At 69.6% G+C, this 15,054-nt stretch carries 18 protein-coding genes and 1 pseudogene; 9 read left to right on the top strand and 10 right to left on the bottom strand.

Annotated features, from left to right (window positions below):
* Nucleotides 1-19 precede the first annotated feature (19 nt).
* Both Aau02nite_RS23655 and Aau02nite_RS23650 read right to left on the bottom strand, forming a co-directional pair.
* Nucleotides 20-586, bottom strand: a complete 567-nt coding sequence (locus Aau02nite_RS23655) for a flavin reductase family protein (protein WP_212990743.1) — start codon at nt 584-586, stop codon at nt 20-22.
* A gap of 1 nt (nt 587) precedes the next feature.
* Entirely contained in the window at nt 588-989 is a 402-nt protein-coding gene (locus Aau02nite_RS23650) for a hypothetical protein (RefSeq protein WP_212990742.1), read from the bottom strand.
* Between the two features lie 90 nt (nt 990-1,079).
* Between Aau02nite_RS23650 and Aau02nite_RS23645 the strand changes: the two genes are divergently transcribed.
* On the top strand, nt 1,080-1,652 hold the full coding sequence (locus Aau02nite_RS23645) for a TetR/AcrR family transcriptional regulator (protein WP_212990741.1): 573 nt from the start codon (nt 1,080-1,082) through the stop codon (nt 1,650-1,652).
* Between the two features lie 137 nt (nt 1,653-1,789).
* Here the strand turns inward: Aau02nite_RS23645 and Aau02nite_RS23640 are convergent, their stop codons facing one another.
* Both Aau02nite_RS23640 and Aau02nite_RS23635 read right to left on the bottom strand, forming a co-directional pair.
* Nucleotides 1,790-2,743 carry a GlxA family transcriptional regulator gene (locus tag Aau02nite_RS23640; protein WP_212990740.1) on the bottom strand — a complete coding sequence of 318 codons (954 nt, stop codon included), beginning with the start codon at nt 2,741-2,743 and terminating at the stop codon, nt 1,790-1,792.
* 77 nt (nt 2,744-2,820) lie between these two features.
* A complete protein-coding gene (locus tag Aau02nite_RS23635) occupies nt 2,821-3,615 on the bottom strand; it encodes an HD domain-containing protein (RefSeq protein ID WP_212990739.1) in 795 nt (264 codons plus the stop codon).
* A gap of 92 nt (nt 3,616-3,707) precedes the next feature.
* Here Aau02nite_RS23635 and Aau02nite_RS23630 point away from each other — a divergent pair, with 92 nt between their 5' ends.
* The 3 genes from Aau02nite_RS23630 (at nt 3,708) to Aau02nite_RS23620 (ending at nt 5,529) form a co-directional block, all read left to right on the top strand.
* Entirely contained in the window at nt 3,708-4,436 is a 729-nt protein-coding gene (locus Aau02nite_RS23630; RefSeq protein ID WP_212990738.1) for a DJ-1/PfpI family protein, read from the top strand.
* 102 nt (nt 4,437-4,538) lie between these two features.
* Nucleotides 4,539-5,210, top strand: a complete 672-nt coding sequence (locus Aau02nite_RS23625) for a DJ-1/PfpI family protein (protein WP_212990737.1) — start codon at nt 4,539-4,541, stop codon at nt 5,208-5,210.
* A 112-nt stretch (nt 5,211-5,322) separates the two neighbouring features.
* The gene (locus tag Aau02nite_RS23620; RefSeq protein ID WP_212990736.1) at nt 5,323-5,529 is read left to right on the top strand and encodes a hypothetical protein; all 207 of its coding nucleotides are present in this window, start codon (nt 5,323-5,325) and stop codon (nt 5,527-5,529) included.
* On the opposite strand, the pseudogene Aau02nite_RS46630 reads toward Aau02nite_RS23620, so the two are convergent.
* Nucleotides 5,508-5,808, bottom strand: a pseudogene (locus tag Aau02nite_RS46630) (transposase); the annotation flags it as partial. The gene Aau02nite_RS23620 and the pseudogene Aau02nite_RS46630 overlap by 22 nt on opposite strands.
* A gap of 307 nt (nt 5,809-6,115) precedes the next feature.
* On the opposite strand from Aau02nite_RS46630, the gene Aau02nite_RS23615 reads away from it, so the two are divergent.
* A complete protein-coding gene (locus Aau02nite_RS23615; protein ID WP_246595384.1) occupies nt 6,116-7,528 on the top strand; it encodes an MFS transporter in 1,413 nt (470 codons plus the stop codon).
* Nucleotides 7,525-8,712: an FAD-dependent monooxygenase gene (locus tag Aau02nite_RS23610; RefSeq protein WP_212990734.1), complete on the top strand. Its 1,188-nt coding sequence runs from the start codon at nt 7,525-7,527 to the stop codon at nt 8,710-8,712. Before Aau02nite_RS23615 ends, Aau02nite_RS23610 begins: the two co-directional genes overlap by 4 nt.
* A 23-nt stretch (nt 8,713-8,735) precedes the next feature.
* On the opposite strand, the gene Aau02nite_RS23605 is transcribed toward Aau02nite_RS23610, so the two are convergent.
* From Aau02nite_RS23605 to Aau02nite_RS23595, 3 genes are all read right to left on the bottom strand, one after another.
* The gene (locus tag Aau02nite_RS23605; RefSeq protein ID WP_212990733.1) at nt 8,736-9,416 is read right to left on the bottom strand and encodes a response regulator transcription factor; all 681 of its coding nucleotides are present in this window, start codon (nt 9,414-9,416) and stop codon (nt 8,736-8,738) included.
* Nucleotides 9,413-10,933, bottom strand: a complete 1,521-nt coding sequence (locus Aau02nite_RS23600) for a histidine kinase (protein WP_212990732.1) — start codon at nt 10,931-10,933, stop codon at nt 9,413-9,415. Before Aau02nite_RS23600 ends, Aau02nite_RS23605 begins: the two co-directional genes overlap by 4 nt.
* Before the next feature lie 158 nt (nt 10,934-11,091).
* Nucleotides 11,092-11,364 carry a Rossmann-fold NAD(P)-binding domain-containing protein gene (locus Aau02nite_RS23595; RefSeq protein ID WP_212990731.1) on the bottom strand — a complete coding sequence of 91 codons (273 nt, stop codon included), beginning with the start codon at nt 11,362-11,364 and terminating at the stop codon, nt 11,092-11,094.
* Between the two features lie 74 nt (nt 11,365-11,438).
* On the opposite strand from Aau02nite_RS23595, the gene Aau02nite_RS23590 reads away from it, so the two are divergent.
* On the top strand, nt 11,439-12,074 hold the full coding sequence (locus Aau02nite_RS23590) for a class I SAM-dependent DNA methyltransferase (RefSeq protein ID WP_212990730.1): 636 nt from the start codon (nt 11,439-11,441) through the stop codon (nt 12,072-12,074).
* 4 nt (nt 12,075-12,078) lie between these two features.
* Here the strand turns inward: Aau02nite_RS23590 and Aau02nite_RS23585 are convergent, their stop codons facing one another.
* A complete protein-coding gene (locus Aau02nite_RS23585) occupies nt 12,079-12,669 on the bottom strand; it encodes a GNAT family N-acetyltransferase (protein WP_212990729.1) in 591 nt (196 codons plus the stop codon).
* A gap of 178 nt (nt 12,670-12,847) precedes the next feature.
* Here Aau02nite_RS23585 and Aau02nite_RS23580 point away from each other — a divergent pair, with 178 nt between their 5' ends.
* The gene (locus tag Aau02nite_RS23580) at nt 12,848-12,997 is read left to right on the top strand and encodes a hypothetical protein (protein WP_212990728.1); all 150 of its coding nucleotides are present in this window, start codon (nt 12,848-12,850) and stop codon (nt 12,995-12,997) included.
* A gap of 26 nt (nt 12,998-13,023) precedes the next feature.
* On the opposite strand, the gene Aau02nite_RS23575 is transcribed toward Aau02nite_RS23580, so the two are convergent.
* On the bottom strand, nt 13,024-14,346 hold the full coding sequence (locus Aau02nite_RS23575) for an MFS transporter (protein WP_212990727.1): 1,323 nt from the start codon (nt 14,344-14,346) through the stop codon (nt 13,024-13,026).
* Between the two features lie 55 nt (nt 14,347-14,401).
* Between Aau02nite_RS23575 and Aau02nite_RS23570 the strand changes: the two genes are divergently transcribed.
* Nucleotides 14,402-14,962 carry a CGNR zinc finger domain-containing protein gene (locus Aau02nite_RS23570; RefSeq protein ID WP_212990726.1) on the top strand — a complete coding sequence of 187 codons (561 nt, stop codon included), beginning with the start codon at nt 14,402-14,404 and terminating at the stop codon, nt 14,960-14,962.
* Nucleotides 14,963-15,054: the final 92 nt, after the last annotated feature.

The raw sequence follows: 15,054 nt of genomic DNA, 5'->3' as shown, positions 1-15,054 counted from the left end.
AGATTTCACCTTCTCTGGGTCACGGGAACAGCGGGGCGGCCGCGGGCTCGATCCGGCCCAGACCGCGCTGCCAATAGATGAGGGGCCGTGCTTCGGAGCTGCTGCGTAGGTCCGCGACGGCGAGGAGGACCAGCTGGTGGTCGCCCACGGCGATCTCGGTGTCGATCTGCGCCTCCAGCCACAACGCAGCGCCGGGCAGCAGGGCGGCGCCGTCCGGCGTCTCCACCGGATCGAGGCCGGCGAAGCGGTCGCCGGTGCGCGAGCTCAGCTGCCGGACGAGGCCGCCCTGCTGCTCGGAGAGCAGGCTGATGCCGAGCGTGCGCGAGTGACGCAGGGACCGCCAGGTCCGCGATCCGGACCGGACGGAGAGCAGAGCGCGCGGCGGGTCGAACGAGACGCCCGTCTCGAAGGTCGAGGCCACCATGCCCACGAGCTCGCCTCTGACGCGGGCGGCGACGGCGGCGAGGGAGGTCGGTGACCAGGTGAAGGCGTCCTCCACGTCCTGCCGCGTGGACAGGGGCATCCGCTGCATGCCGGGCTCGTCCGCGCGGTGGGGCGCCTGCGTCGCCGGTGCGGTCGCCGCCATGTCAGGAGCTCGTCGCCGACGCCGGCAGGAGCTTGCGGTTGCCCTCGACGAACGTGATGCGGGCCCGCAGCGAGTTCAGGCGGCTCCTGGTGTAGTAGTCGTCGAGCAGATCCTTGCGGCGCAGGTGCGGGTGCGTGTCGAGGAACTGCGCCGAGGTCTGCTCCGGGTCGTCGATCTCGCCCGCGATCAGCTTGATCCAGGCCTTGGTCCGCGTCATGTGCAGCATGAACGGCAGCGCGCCGAACCGGTACGCGAGCCGCCGGAGGCCGCGGATGAACTCCTGGGCGCCCCGGGCCTCGCCGTGTTCGCGCACCAACAGGTAGGCGACCCGGAGGTGGTCCTCATGCGGGAACACATCCAGTCTGCCGCTCCGGAAACCGGCGAGGAGCTCGTGATCGTTCATCGGACACCTCCAGTTAAGCGGACGAAGTCGTCCGTTTCATGGACCACCGTAGCGTGAAGCGGACGGAATCGTCCAGCTAGACTTCGCGCTATGGGTAGCGGTGGCACTGACACGAAGACCATGCGCAGTGACGCGGCGCGCAGCCGCGCGGCGATCCTGCGCGCGCTCGACGCCATGTACGCCGAGGAAGGTTCCGTGCCGGGGATGCATGCGCTGGCCGCCCGAGCGGAGGTCGGCGTGGCGACCCTGTATCGCCACTTCCCGGCCCGTGAGGACCTGCTGACCGCACTCGCCGTGGACCGGCTGATCCACCTCGTCGAGTTCGTCGACCAGGCCGGCGCGACGCCGGACACGGCCCAGGCGGTACGGAACTTCTTCGGATCGGTCGCGCGTGCCGGATGCGACCCGGCGCTCGTGGCCCACCTGTCAGCGGCCTCGGCCGACAGGGCTTCGCAGGAGTTGCTCACCCGCTTCGAGCGCGGCATCGACCACCTGCTGGAGCGCGCCCACGCCGACGGGGTCATCCGGGCCGACGCCCAGCGGGAGCATGTCATCGCGCTGCTGCACGGCCTCCTTGCCACGGTCGCCCACCTCGGCGACCGGTCCGGCGGCTGCGACCTCGCCGTCGACATCCTGGCCCGGGGCCTGGCCGCGCCTCAGTAGACCGGCCGGTCCCCGATCCACGAGGTCGGCCAAGGTGTCAGCGACGGCGGCGTCGAGCTGGTCGGCCTGCCCTGCTCACCATCCACGCCGGTGAGCAGATCATCGTCCTGACCGGTGACGGCGCATCGGCTTGGGCTTCACGGCGCCGCAGACCCATGGTCGCGGGCGTACATGCTGCGGTAAGCCGAAGGGGACAACCCGCAGCGCCGGCCGAAGCGCGTGCGGAGGTTGGCTGCGGTGCCGAGACCGCTCCTGCGGGCGACCTCATCGATCGGGGCATCCGTCTGTTCGAGCAGCTGTTTCGCGTAGTCGATCCGCGCCAACGCCAACCATCTCATCGGAGACATCCCTGTCTCCGCGATGAAGTGACGAATGAACGTGCGCTGGGACAGGTGCCCATGAGCCGCGAGTTCACGGAGAACGAGCGGTTCGGCGAGCCGCTCCAGCGCCCAGGCGCGGGTAGCGGCCAGTGAAGCGCCATGGGAAACGGGGAGATGGCGCTTGATGAACTGTGCCTGGCCACCGTCACGATGCGGGGCGGCCACAGCGTTGCGTGCGGCCTGATTGGCGACCGTCGCTCCATAGTCCTTTCTGACCAGGTGCAGGCAGAGGTCGATGCCCGCCGACGTGCCGGCCGAGGTGAGCACGGTTTCCTCATCAACGAAGAGCACGTCTCGATCGACGACGACATCCGGATGCTCCTGCGCGAGACGCTCCGCCTGAATCCAGTGCGTCGTCGCCCTTCGCTGTCGGAGGATCCCCGATTGAGCAAGGGCGAAGGCGCCGACGCAGAGTGACACCACACGCTTCGATCGCTGGAGACAGTCACGCAGCGCGTCGGCCACGGACGGCGGCAGGCCCCGCTCGAAGGCGTACGCCGGGACGATCACCGTGTCTGCCTTCATCAAGTCTGTCAGCGTGCCGGCGCCGGTAAGCCCAAGACCGCTGTCGGTGGTGACGCCTGCCTGCGTCGGTGTCACGACCGACACCGCATACAGGTCATCGAGTGACCGGAAGATCGTGATCGGCATGCCGAGTTCGAACGACATAACTCCATCGAGAGCGAGCAGTGTGACGCGGTGTGCGGCCATGGTGGAAAGCTACCTCGATGGCAACGAGGCGCCCCGGCTGGTTCGCGACACGGGGATCTTGGTCGGGCGCTCATCTTTCAGTCTCCCCACCGGGCTGCGATGTTCTCGTCCTGGCTCATGTTCTCGGTCGTGAGGAGATAGAGAGCCAAAGAGGCCAGCGGCGCCTTGGCGGGGTTGGCTTTCGCCTGCCCCACGATTGCGGCCTTCATCGACGACGCGGTGCGCAGACGCGGGTAGCGGCTGTGCAGGTCGGTTGCCATGTCGTCGGTGACGAAGTCCGAGTCGGCGCCGAAGTCGACCCCCGACGAGACGGCGGTGACGCGGCACAGCAGGTTGCGGCGGTGCGCTATGCCGGTGGAGGTATTCAGAGCGATGGCGTCCCAGATCCGGTCGATCTGTGCCTGGTCGACTCCCCGGCGCTGCAGGAATTCGCCGGCGAGGTCCGCGCCGGCGACCTCGAACCGGTCGGATCGCCGTGCCCCTTCGCGGCCCAGTCCGACGTCGTGCAGCGTCACTGCGTAGAACACGTCCAGAGGGTGGTAGTCCTCGTGTTCTCGCATGCGCCACCGGTCGACGAGAAGCTCGGCATAGACATACGAGCGGATGCAGTGGTTGGCCACCGGCTCGGGTACCGCCGAACGCAGGAAGGCAAGGGTCTCGGCGGCGAAGGGTTCCGACAGCAACGCTGGGATCGGGATCATGCACAGACTCTGTCCAGCCGGCGAGACGATCACCAGCGGCTGGAATGCCAATTTCGGCGACATCCTTGCCACGACGAGGATCGGGCCCCGGCCGGGAGTGACAAAAAACTGTCGCTGAGCGGCAACGTTGCCCGTAGCCGGTTGATGGACGACGCCGCGATGATCGGACAACGGCGACCGGTACGGCTTTCGTGGAGATCCATGCCCTCCGGTGAATCGCCGGCACCGGACTTCATGCAGAGCGCTCTCCGTGGGGAGGTCCCTTGTCCGAAGAACCATTCAGGGTGGTGGCCGGTGGGCCCGACCGACCGAAGATCGCAGCCGGCCTCCTCGTCTTCGACGGGGTCACCTTGCTCGACGTCATCGGTCCACACACGGTGTTCGCGCTCGCGGGCATGGAGATCCAACTGGTCTCCGAGACATCTCTGCCGGTCACCACGGACACCAGCATCCGCCTCTCGCCCGATGTAACGATTGATCGGTGTCCGCAGGACCTCGACATCCTGTGCGTGCCCGGCGGCGGTGTCGCCGACGCCATGCGTAGCGTCACGGTGCGGGACTTCTTGTGCGACCGGGCCTCGACAGCGCGATACGTCACGTCGGTGTGCAGTGGGGCGCTCATCCTGGCGGCGGCGGGCCTGCTGGACGGCTACCGCGCCGCAACGCACTGGGCAACTCGTGACGTCCTCGCACGGTTCCCCGTCGAGGTGTCCACCGAGCGGGTCTGCACGGACCGCAACCGGATCACCGGAGGCGGCATCACCGCGGGCATCGACTTCGGGCTGACAGTCGTAGGAGAAGTCCTGGGACGAGAAACGGCCGAATTCGTCCAACTGGGCATGGAGTACGACCCGCAACCTCCCTTCGACGCCGGTTCACCGGAGAAGGCCGGCGCCGCACTGACAAGCCTTTTCACGACCGTGACGAAGCCCGTCTTCCAACCGGTACTGGACGCCGCGACAGCGGTGCTGGATCGACGGTCGCAGGAGTGACCTGTGAACCATTCTGGAAAGACTGCGAGGAAACGAGAAATGGCCGGGAACGCGGAACCAGTTCTGCAACGATCCACCGACGGCCCGACACTGCACGTGGGCATGCTCCTGTTCGACAAGGTGACGATTCTGGACTTCGTCGGCGCGCATACCTTCTTCGTGGTTTCCGGAATGAAGGTCCACCTCATCCATGAGACGCTGGATCCCGTCATGTCGGACACCGGGGTTGCGATCATCCCTAATGCGACTCTCGACGACAGCCCAGAGGTCTTCGACATCCTGCTCGTCCCCGGCGGCGACGTCAGCGATCTGCTGCGCGACCGGAGAAAGTTGGACTTTCTCGCGGACCGTGGAGCGAAAGCGCAGTACGTGGCGTCCGTGTGCATGGGAGCCATCGTCCTCGCCGCCGCGGGCCTGCTGGACGGATATCGTGCAGCGACACACTGGGCCACGCGGGGCGAGTTGGCTCGCCTCGGCATCGAAGTTTCCACCGAACGGGTCTGCATCGATCGCAACAGGGTAACCGGGGGCGGCCTGACCGCGGGCATGGATTTCGGCCTGACGTTGTTGGCTCGAACCCTCGGTGAAGACGTCGCGAAGCTCGCCCAACTGGGTATGGAGTACGATCCAGCTCCGCCTTTCGACGCCGGCAACCCGGAACGCGTCAGCGCCGACATCATGAGCCAGTTCCAGGCCGTCGGTGGTGACGTCGAACAACGTCTTTCGGACGCGGTCTCGCACGTACTGGGCAACCGGGGTCTGCTCTCGCATTGACCACGACGCGGCCGGCCGCCGACGACCTCGCAGGCGACGCCCAGGTAGCGGCCGCCTACAGCGCTTGCGATCCGATGGTTGCGGATACCGAGCGCGGCCCTGCCGATCGGGGGTGTTCCTGCTGGGGCTGGTCGTCGTGGGGTTGCGCAGCACGCCGATCGTCAACAACATGCTGGCCGGGTTCGTCGGCCCGGTGGCGTTCTTCGCCGCGGAACCCGAGCACCCGCTGCCCGGCATCGCCACCCTAGTGGCGGCCGGCGCCATCGGCGCCCTCGCGGCCTTCACCTGCCAGATCCTCCAGCGGCGTTTGGCCGCGTGACCCCGTACCTCGCCGGAGGCGCGGGGGATGGGGGCGGATCCGGCATAGGATTTAGCGCCCGTGTGTCGGCGAAGCGGAATCGGTCATCGCCGCTCTCGGCGAGTACCCGGGCGCCGACGGGTCGACCGAGGCCCGCGAAGCTGGTGATGATCTCGGCGTCCGGGTGTTGATCGAAGAATGTTCTGCGGCCGTGGCCGGGTCTTCGGCGTTGAGGCAGGCCGTGCCCAAGGCGCGGAGCGAGGCCAGGGCTTGCCGTCCCATGGCCGGCCCGACCAGGGGTGGCAGGTGTGGCGACGGGGTGGCCGGGGCGTGTCAAGGGCCTGGCCGAGCCGCGTAAGACCGCTACGTTGCGCGCGGGTGTGGACGCAGTCGGTCCGGGAGGAGGAGGCCAACAGCGCCGTCACCGAGTCCGGGCACGACCCGGCTCGAAGCGAGCCACGCCGCTCTTCTGGTGCGCACGCACTAGGACACGCGGGCGACTCGTCCGGATGCACCAGGCCGGAACGGTCGCGCGGGACGACGCCCAGCGGGCCACCGGACGGAAGTGTGGGAGGCACTTCCCAGGTCACCCACGAGAGGAACTTCCGTGTCCACAGCTGCGGTTTCGCCGGCGCGTACGGTCGCGCCGGTCCGTCCAGGAAGGCGGTCCATCGGTGCCCTCGGCATCCTGGCACTCGCCCTCGGCACCCTGCAGTCGGTGGTGGAGCCCGCGCTCCCGCTGCTGCAACGGGAGTTGGGGGTGGGCCCGGCCGAGGGGGCGCTGGTCGCCAACGCGCTGCTCATCACCGGCGCGGTGCTCGCCCCGGTCGCCGGGAAGCTCGGCGACCGCTACGGCGGCAAGCGGGTGCTGCTCTGGCTGATGGCGGCGGTCTCGGCCGGTGGCCTGCTGGCCGGCCTGGCGCCGAACCTGCCGGTGCTGCTGCTCGGCCAGGTCCTGCAGGGCGTCATGGTGGGTGCGCTGCCGCTCTCGTTCATCCTGGTACGCCGGCATCTCACGGCCGGCGAGTCCCAGGCCGCCATCGGGGTCGTCCTCGCCCTGTTCACCGGTGGTGGCATTATCGGGATGTCGGTCGCCGGGCCCATCGCGCACGGGCTGTCCTGGCAGTGGATCTTCGTGCTGCCGACCATCGTGATCGTCGCGGCGACTATGGCTGTGGCCCGCTTGATGCCGCCCGACCCGCCGGCGCCGTCCGGCGACCCGGTCGACTGGCCCGGCGTCGCCCTGCTGAGCGCCACGTTGCTCGCGCTCATGCTGGCTCTGGTGGCGGTGCCCGGCGGTGGCCTGCCGCCGCTGGCGGTCGGTGCCATCGTGCTGGTGGTGGCCGCCCTCGCCGCCGGGTGGGTGATCGTCGAGCGCCGCGCGGCCACGCCGATGGTCGATCTGCGAATGCTGGCCAGGCCGGCGATGCGCTCCTCGATCGTGCTCACCTTCCTCATGTCGATCGCCTTCGGGATGGTGGTCATCCTGCTCCCGCAGATGTTCGCGGTGTCCGCCGACGGGTACGGCTTCGGGCTCAGCACCACCGACATCGGACTGCTCCTACTGCCCGGCGCCATCGCGGGAGCGGTGAGCGACTCGGTCGGCGGCATCGCGGCGCGGCGCTTCGGCCCGCGTGCCGTGGTCGTCGCGGGTATCGGCGTCACGGCGGTCACCATGGTCGCCCTGGCGGTCCTGCACGACGCCGCTTGGCAGCTGGCCGTCGCGAAGGTGTTGACCGCGTTCGCCGCGGGCGCCGGCACCACGGCGCTGCTCGCCAGCACCGCCTCCGCCGTCGCCACCCGGGACACCGGCATCACCACCAGCCTGCTCGTGGTGACCCGCCTCTTCGGCACCATCGTGGGCGCCCAGGTGGGCGGCACGATCCTCGCCGCGGGGACCGGCCCGGCGTCCGGTGCGCCGAGCGAGGCCGCCTTTGCGACGGGGTTCGTTGTCGCCGGCCTCGCCAGCGCCCTGTCCCTTGTCGCCGTCCGCGCCACCCGGAAGAGAGTCACGGCATGACGGGCGAACCGAAGCGCACGGTTCTCATCGTGGGAGCCAGCATCGCCGGGCCCGCGCTGGCGTACTGGCTGCACCGGTCCGGATTCGCGGTCACCGTCGTGGAGAAGGCCGGCGCGCCGCGTGCCGGTGGCTACCCGATCGACGTCCGCGGCACAGCGATCGAGGTCGTGCGACGGATGGGCATCCTGCCGCGGCTACGCGCGGCGCACGTCGACATGCGGCTGTGCACCTTTCTGGACGCCGACGGTAGCGAAGTGACCTCGCTGGCCCCGCATGCCGTCGCCGGAAGCGTCGAGGGGCAGGACCTCGAGGTGCGTCGGGGCGATCTGACCGCGAGCCTCCACGGGCTGGTCCGCGACGACGTGGAGTTCCTGTTCGGCAACTCCGTCGCGACCCTCGACCAGACCAGGCAGGGGGTCGACGTGACTTTCCGCGACGGGCGGCAGCGTACGTTCGACCTTGTCGTCGGCGCCGACGGCATGCACTCACAAACCCGGCGGTCCCTGTTCGGTCCCGAGGAACAGTTCCACCGCCACCTCGGCTACGGCATCGCCATCTTCACCATGCCGAACACCCGTGGGCTCTCCCACGAGTTCCTGGTGTGGAACACCCCGGGCAGAGCCGCGGGACTGTACGCCGTCGGCGACAGCCCCGAGCTGCACGCGTTCCTGCACTTCCACCAGCCCGAACCGCCGACGCGGGCGCTGCGGGACCCGGCCGCCCAGCGGGAGCTGATCGCCTCGGTGTACGCCGGTGCGGGGTGGGAGGTGCCCGGGATCATCGAGGCCATGCGCGACGCCGAGGACCTGTTCTTCGACACGGCCGGTCAGATCCGCATGCCGCACTGGTCCAGCGACCGCGTCGCGCTCGTCGGCGACGCCGCGTACGCGCCGTCGTTCCTCACCGGGCAGGGCTCGAGCCTCGCGCTCGTCGGCGCGTACATGCTCGCCCACGCCCTGGCCACGCACGACGACCACACCGCCGCCTACGCCGCCTGCGAACGCGCCCTGCGCCCGTTCGTGGCCGCCAACCAGTCGCTGGTGGACAACGGGGGAGCCGCGCTCTTCCCCATCACCGCCCAGGCTCTCGAGCAACGCAACGCCGCGCTGCGTGCGCTCGCCGCCCTGCCCGCGGCGCCGGTCCGGCCGGCTCACTCGGCCCTCGCCCTGCCCGAGATGCCGTGAGATGCGGCGGCCCGGCACCACGATCACTGTGGGCCGTCCGGCGTGGTGTGCGCCAGACCGGTCCGGTACGCGATGACGACCAGCTGGGCCCGGTCGCGGGCCTCCAGCTTCGTCATGGCGCGCTGCACGTGGGCCCGGACGGTGAACGGGCTCAGGAACATCCGCTCGGCGATCTCCTGATTGGACAGTCCGGTCGCCACCAGCGCCACCATCTCCCGTTCCCGAGCGGTGAGCAGTCCGAGCTGTTCGCTGTGCCGCTGCGGGGCCTCGTCCGGGGTGGCCAGGAAACGGGCGACCAGGGACCTCGTCGCGGCGGGGGACAGGAGGGTGTCCCCGGCGGCGATCGTCCGTACCGCGTGCAGCAGCTCGCCGGCCCCGATGCCCTTGCCGATGAAGCCGCCGGCTCCCGCGCGCAGTGCCTGAGCGACGTACTCCTCGGTCTCGTACGTGGTGAGGATGAGGATGCGGGTCGCGCGCAGGTCCGGGTCCGCGCAGATCTCCGACGTGGCGGTGAGGCCGTCCACGCCGGGCATCCGGATGTCCATGACCACCACGTCGGGGCGCAGCTCGCGGGTCAGCCGCACCGCCTCCCGGCCGTCGGCGGCCTCACCGACCACCGTGATGTCGTCCGCGCTGTCGAGCAGCAACCGGAACGCGTCGCGCAGCAGCGCCTGGTCGTCGGCGAGCACCACCCGGAGCGTCACCGCGTACCCCCGTCCGCTCCGTCGCCCGGTACGCCGCCGGGCTGGAGCGGGAGATGGGCGTCCACGCGGAAGCCACCCTCCGGGCTCCGGCCCGCGGTGAGGCTTCCACCGACCGCGGCGGCGCGTTCCCGCATCCCGATCAGCCCGTAGCCGGGCGGACGGTCCGGCGCGGTACGTGTCCTCCCTCCGTCGTCGGCGATGGTGATGGTCACGTGGTCCTGATGCCAGGTGAGGCGGACGTCCGCGCTGGCGGTACCGGCGTGCTTGGTCACGTTGGTCAGGGCCTCCTGAACGATGCGATAGGCGCTGAGGTCCACACCGGGCGCCAGGGCCCGGGCCGTGCCGTCCCGGTGCACCGACACCCGCAGGCCCGCGCGGCGGAAGGACTCGAGGAGCGCGGGAAGCTGGGCCAGGCCGGGCGCCGGTTCGGCCGGCGCGGCCGGGTCCCCGGACTGCCGCAGGAGCCCGACCGTCGCCCGGAGGTCGTCGAGTGCCTGGCGGGTGGTCTCGACGACCTGGTGCAGGCCGGCCCGGGTCTGCTCCGGCCGGGCGTCGAACAGGTGGGCGGCGACCGTGGCCTGCGCGTTGGCCAGCGTGATCTGGTGGGCCACGAGGTCGTGCAGCTCGCGGGCGATGCGGATCCGCTCCTCGGCCACCCGGCGGCGGGCCTCGCGGTCCCGGCTGTCCTCGGCCCGCCGGGCCCGTTCCTCCATGGCCGCCAGATAGGCCCGACGGTTGCGCACCGAGCTGCCGAGCACGCCGGCCACCAGCGGGACCGCCGCCACCGCGCCGATCCGCCCGGCATCCTGCCAGGAGAGGTCGTCCCACGACGGGCTGGAGGCGACCAGGAGCGCCGCCGAGGCGAGCAGCGCCGCGCCCGCCGCACGGGCCTCGGCGCTCGTGGCCAGCGCGTAGTGGTAGGCCGCCACGGCGACGGGAGCCGCGACGAGCGGGTTCAGCGGAAGTCCGAAGGGCTGGACCAGCACGCCGAACGCGACCGTGGCCAGCAGGACCGTCAGGGGCGCCCGGCGCCGCGCCGACAGCACACCGCAGGACGCCGCGGCCATGAGGTACACGGCGGCAACCGGCGGGGAGAGGCTGCCGTCGGTCTGCACCACGCCGCCGAGCACGTAGACCGCGAATGTCGTCGCCGTGACCGCCGCTTCGCGCCACCACCGTGCGCCGGGGCCGTCGCCCTCGGTGACGGATGGTTCAGCGGCGGCCGGCGGTGAGCGGAGAGGGCCGGAAGGTCCGTGCACGGCCCCAGGATAGGGGCCCCGCTCGCACCGCACTCTGTCGTCCTGCCGCCCGGCGCTCACGGCCTCCCGGTAGCCGAGGCGCTCGCAGAGCCGGATCGCGCCGTGGTTGGTGGTTGCGACCTGCAGGAACGGGTGCTCGCCGCGCGCGTGGATGTGGTCCACGGTGGCCCCCACCACGTGCGCGGCCTCGAAGACCTGATACTTCGATGGGGACCGCGCCGAGCCGACGCCTGCCAGGCGGAGAACAAAGCGGTCCACCTGGCGCGCGTAGCGCCTTCTCCGGCCCTGATGTTCTCGGGGAGGTCCCACGGGGTGGGCCGCACACGCGACTGTGAGCCGGCGTGAAGGGAAACAGCCGCGCGATGACGACTCATACACCACCTATCGCGGACGTGGGTTCTGGGCCAACGACACCATCATCGAACTACGGCGGTGAAGCGGTCGCGGTTGGCGTCAATCCATGAGGGCAGTGTGGTGGCCGAGCGGCCGGTGATCCGCTCGGTGTGTGCGTCTGCCTGCAGGACCGTCGCGGTGACCCGGGCGATGTCCTCGGTGTCCGTCCAGGGGATGGCGCCACGTCCGGTTGTCTGCGGATACCAGCCCCGGGCGATCGGCCCAGCTGATTGCAGCGGGTTCGACATGAACGCGGACGAGCGAAGGATCGTCCTGTCGGCCGGCATCGCGGTCACGGGGGCTCAGTGAAGTGGACCGAGTGCCCAGGCCGGAGCCCGAGCATGGTTGTCGTCGACCGCATACTGGTGGCATGAGTAGGCTTGATCAACTGGCTGCCATCGGATCGTCGTACGACAGCGCGGCGTCCAACTACTCCGCTCTTGTCCTTGAGGACCTGTCGAAGCAGCCGGTGCAGCAAGGACTTCTGGCCATCTTCGCCAAGCTGGCCGTCGGCGGACGGGTCGCGGATGTGGGGTCCGGACCCGGACAGCTGACCGCCTTCCTGCACTCTCTGGGCCTCGACGTCTTCGGCATCGATCTTTCGCCCAAGATGGTCGAGCAGGCCAAGTCGAACTTTCCCGAGCTCCCGTTCGAGGTCGGCTCGATGGACGAGCTGACGCAGGCCGACCGCAGCCTGTCGGGCGTTCTCGCGTGGCTGTCGATCATCCATGTGCCGGACCTGGAACTCCCGCAAGTGCTCCGGGAGTTTCACCGGGTGCTGGTTCCTGAGGCACCGGTCCTGCTGGCCTTTCAGATGGGTGACGGGTCGAAGCACCTCACTGAGCAGTGGGGCGCCGACATCGATCTCACTCTGTATCGCCGACGACCCGATGCGGTGAACGAAATGCTGGCTGAGGCCGGTTTCCATGTGGTGATGACCACGGTCTTCGAGCCAGTCGGCCGGCCGGGTATGCAGGTCGCGTGCATCATCGCCCTCCGGACGTGACGGATCAACTCGGCGCCGGATGCGGCGTAAGGGGTGAGCGCCGATGCCGACGCACCCACGTCTCGGCGAGCAGGGCGTATGTGTAGCCGTCGAGCCAGCCTAACTCGGCGTGCCAGGAGACGCCGACGCCGTGCTGCTCACGACGCATGCCGACCTTCTCAAGGATCTTCACCGAGGCAAGGTTGTCGGCGAAGCAGCCGGCAGTGATCCGCCGCAGGCCCAACCGGTCGAACGCGTACGCCACCATCGCCGTCACCGCCTCGGTGGCGTAGCCATGGCCGTTGTAGGCCGGATCGAAGATGTAGCCGAGTTCGGCCTCCGTCCGCGCTGGCATGCCGGGCTGACCCATACCGTCGACCACATCAAGCGAGACGGTTCCGATGACCACACCGCCGAGCACCACCGCCTTGCTGTGGTCGTCGGGGTCTTCCGCCGCGCGCCGCCACGCCGCCCGGAAGGACGCAGGGTCGACCTCCGTGCGCAGGAGCCAACGAGTGACTTCGGGCAGATTGCGGTACTGCAGGATCCGGTCGACGTCCTCGTCACGCACCGGGCGAAGCTGAAGGCGTTCAGTGCGAAAGGTGGTGCTCTCCATGAGCCGGGAGGCTAATGGGCGCAGAGCGGCGACACACGCAATTTTCCAGCTCCGGCCGGGTGCAGCTCACCTCACCCAACTCGCATTGTTCTGCCGCCGACAATGCGCGCGACCGCGAGTCGTAGGCGGCCTGTCCGTGCCCGGACGGCTGCCTACGGGGCCTGGAGGTCGGCATTCGATGCTGCAACGCTGGCAGGCCGCGCGTCATAGGACCGGCTCCGAGGCCACCTCGACGGACTGGAAGTGCACTGTGCGCCCGGAGGCCGCCGCGGCACGGGAGTTCGCCCCGGGCGACCGAGCGCCCGGGATGGCCGCCCTCCAGCTGTGACAGTGCACCGCCCGTGTTGGGGCGTGTCACGGCCGGGCCGCGTCGTGGATGCTCCTGAGTGCAGGGACCGCCGACAGAGCTACCCACAGAGTGGACACGGACACGCCGATCGCGCCGGTCACCATTGCTGTGAACGGGTCGGCCTGTGTCGCGATGACGCCTCCGATGGCGGCCCCTACCGGTATGGCACCCCAGGACACCAGACGGTAGGCGGCGTTGACCTGGCCGCGCAGGGCTTCGGGTGTGGCCGCCTGGCGCAGGCTGACGGCGTGGACGTTGGCGATGCCGATGCCGATGCCCATGACGACGAAGATCGAGCACAGTAGCGCGAGAAGCCCGGATTCTGAACCCGTCTGGTCGGCGAGCAGCACGCCCAGGGGTGCGCCGTTGCCGAGGGCCAGGGTGACGAGCAGTACTCGGCCGTACCCGAAGCGAGCGGTGAATCGGGCACCGAACCAGGCGCCGGCGAATGAACCGATGCCGCCGGCGGTGAACACCGCGCCGATGGCCACGGGACTCAGGTGGACTTCGCGGACGGCGTACAGCATCAGGCCGAGCAGCAGGATCTCGTTGAAGAGGTTGAACGTGGCGGCCTCGCCGAGCAGCGGTCGGACGAAGCGTTGGCGGACGGTGAAGCCGATGCCGCGGAGCAGCTCGCGGCGTGCCGAAACGCGAACGGCCGGCTGATCGTCGGCCGGCTGATCGTCGGCCGGTTGGGCGGTGTGAGCGTTGAGGCGGATCCGGCTCAGGGAGATCGCCGACAGGAGGTAGCCGCCGGCGTTGAGCAGTAGTGCGACGGGCGCGGACAGGGCTTGGACGAGCAGGGCACCGATACCGCGGCCGCCGATCTCGGCTGCGGACTGCGTCGCGGCGAGTTTGCCGTTGGCGTCGACGATCTGATCCTCGGAGACGATCTTCGGCAGGAGTGCGAAGTCGGCGATCTGGTAGATGACGGTCAGCACGGCGGCGGCGAAGACCACGACGTAGAGGGTCGGCATGCCGGCCGTCCCGGTCCACGCGGCGACGGGAAGAAGCGCTACGAGCAACGCGCGCCCCAGGTCTGCGCCGATCATCAGGCGTAGGCGGCTGTGCCGGAACCGGTCCACGAGCAGGCCGGCCGGCACGGTGGCCAACAGGAACGGCAGGAACTGGGCGATTCGTAAGGTGCTCGCCTGCGCGGCGGAGGCGGAGAGCGTCACCAGGGCGAACAGCGGCAGTGCGATCTCGGCGACCTCGTTGCCGAGCGTTGAGGCGGCAGACCCGCGCCAGAGCCGCCGGAAGTTCCGGCTGGACCAGGCGGGGGCCGGGCGTTCATGGGCGTCTGTCACTTCCTCCGTAACCGGCTTCATGGCCAGTCAGGTTATTGCTAACCGATTGAGGGCACAAGCCGGTTACTATGAAGGCATGTCAACCGGCCTCTCAATGACGGCCCCGGATCGGCTGGAGCCGATCCGCCGATTCGTCAACACTCTCGACATGGAAGCCGGCACGGACGCCCTCCAGGACGCTGCCGGGTTGCGGGGCTGGCTGAACGCGGCCGGCCTGCGGCCGGACCGACCAGTCAGCGACGACGAACTTCGCCGAGCCCGTGAGCTACGGGAGGCATTACGTACGGCTGCCTCGGCCAACCACAACAAGGCCGCCCTGCCTCCTGCCACGGTGGCAGTCCTGGACGACGTCGCGAAGCGGGCCGGCATCTCGCTGTCGTTCACCTCGGGTCGCGAATGGCGCCTGACGGCCCAAGCGGACGGCGTCGACGGCGCGTTGGGCGAGCTGGTTCTGCGCGTCGTCGAGTCGATGACTGCCGGCACTTGGCCGAGACTCAAGGTGTGTGCCGGCGACGCTTGCCGGTGGGCGTTCTACGACAGTTCACGCGCCGGTACCGGCAAGTGGTGCTCCATGAAGCTGTGCGGCAACCGCGCGAAGCAAGAGGCCTGGCGCAACCGCCGCCGCACAACCGGATAGCCGCTCCGGTCGGCGATCGTGATGAACGGCGACCACAGCGAGTGCCGGTCGGGGCGCCAGGGTGCAGAAACTCTGAGTGCCCGTCCGGAAAC

Origin of the sequence: Actinoplanes auranticolor, assembly GCF_018332655.1 — a bacterium.
Classification (GTDB): domain Bacteria; phylum Actinomycetota; class Actinomycetes; order Mycobacteriales; family Micromonosporaceae; genus Actinoplanes; species Actinoplanes auranticolor.
Note: the sequence above shows the minus strand (reverse complement) of the source record. Positions and strands in the feature narration are given on the sequence as shown.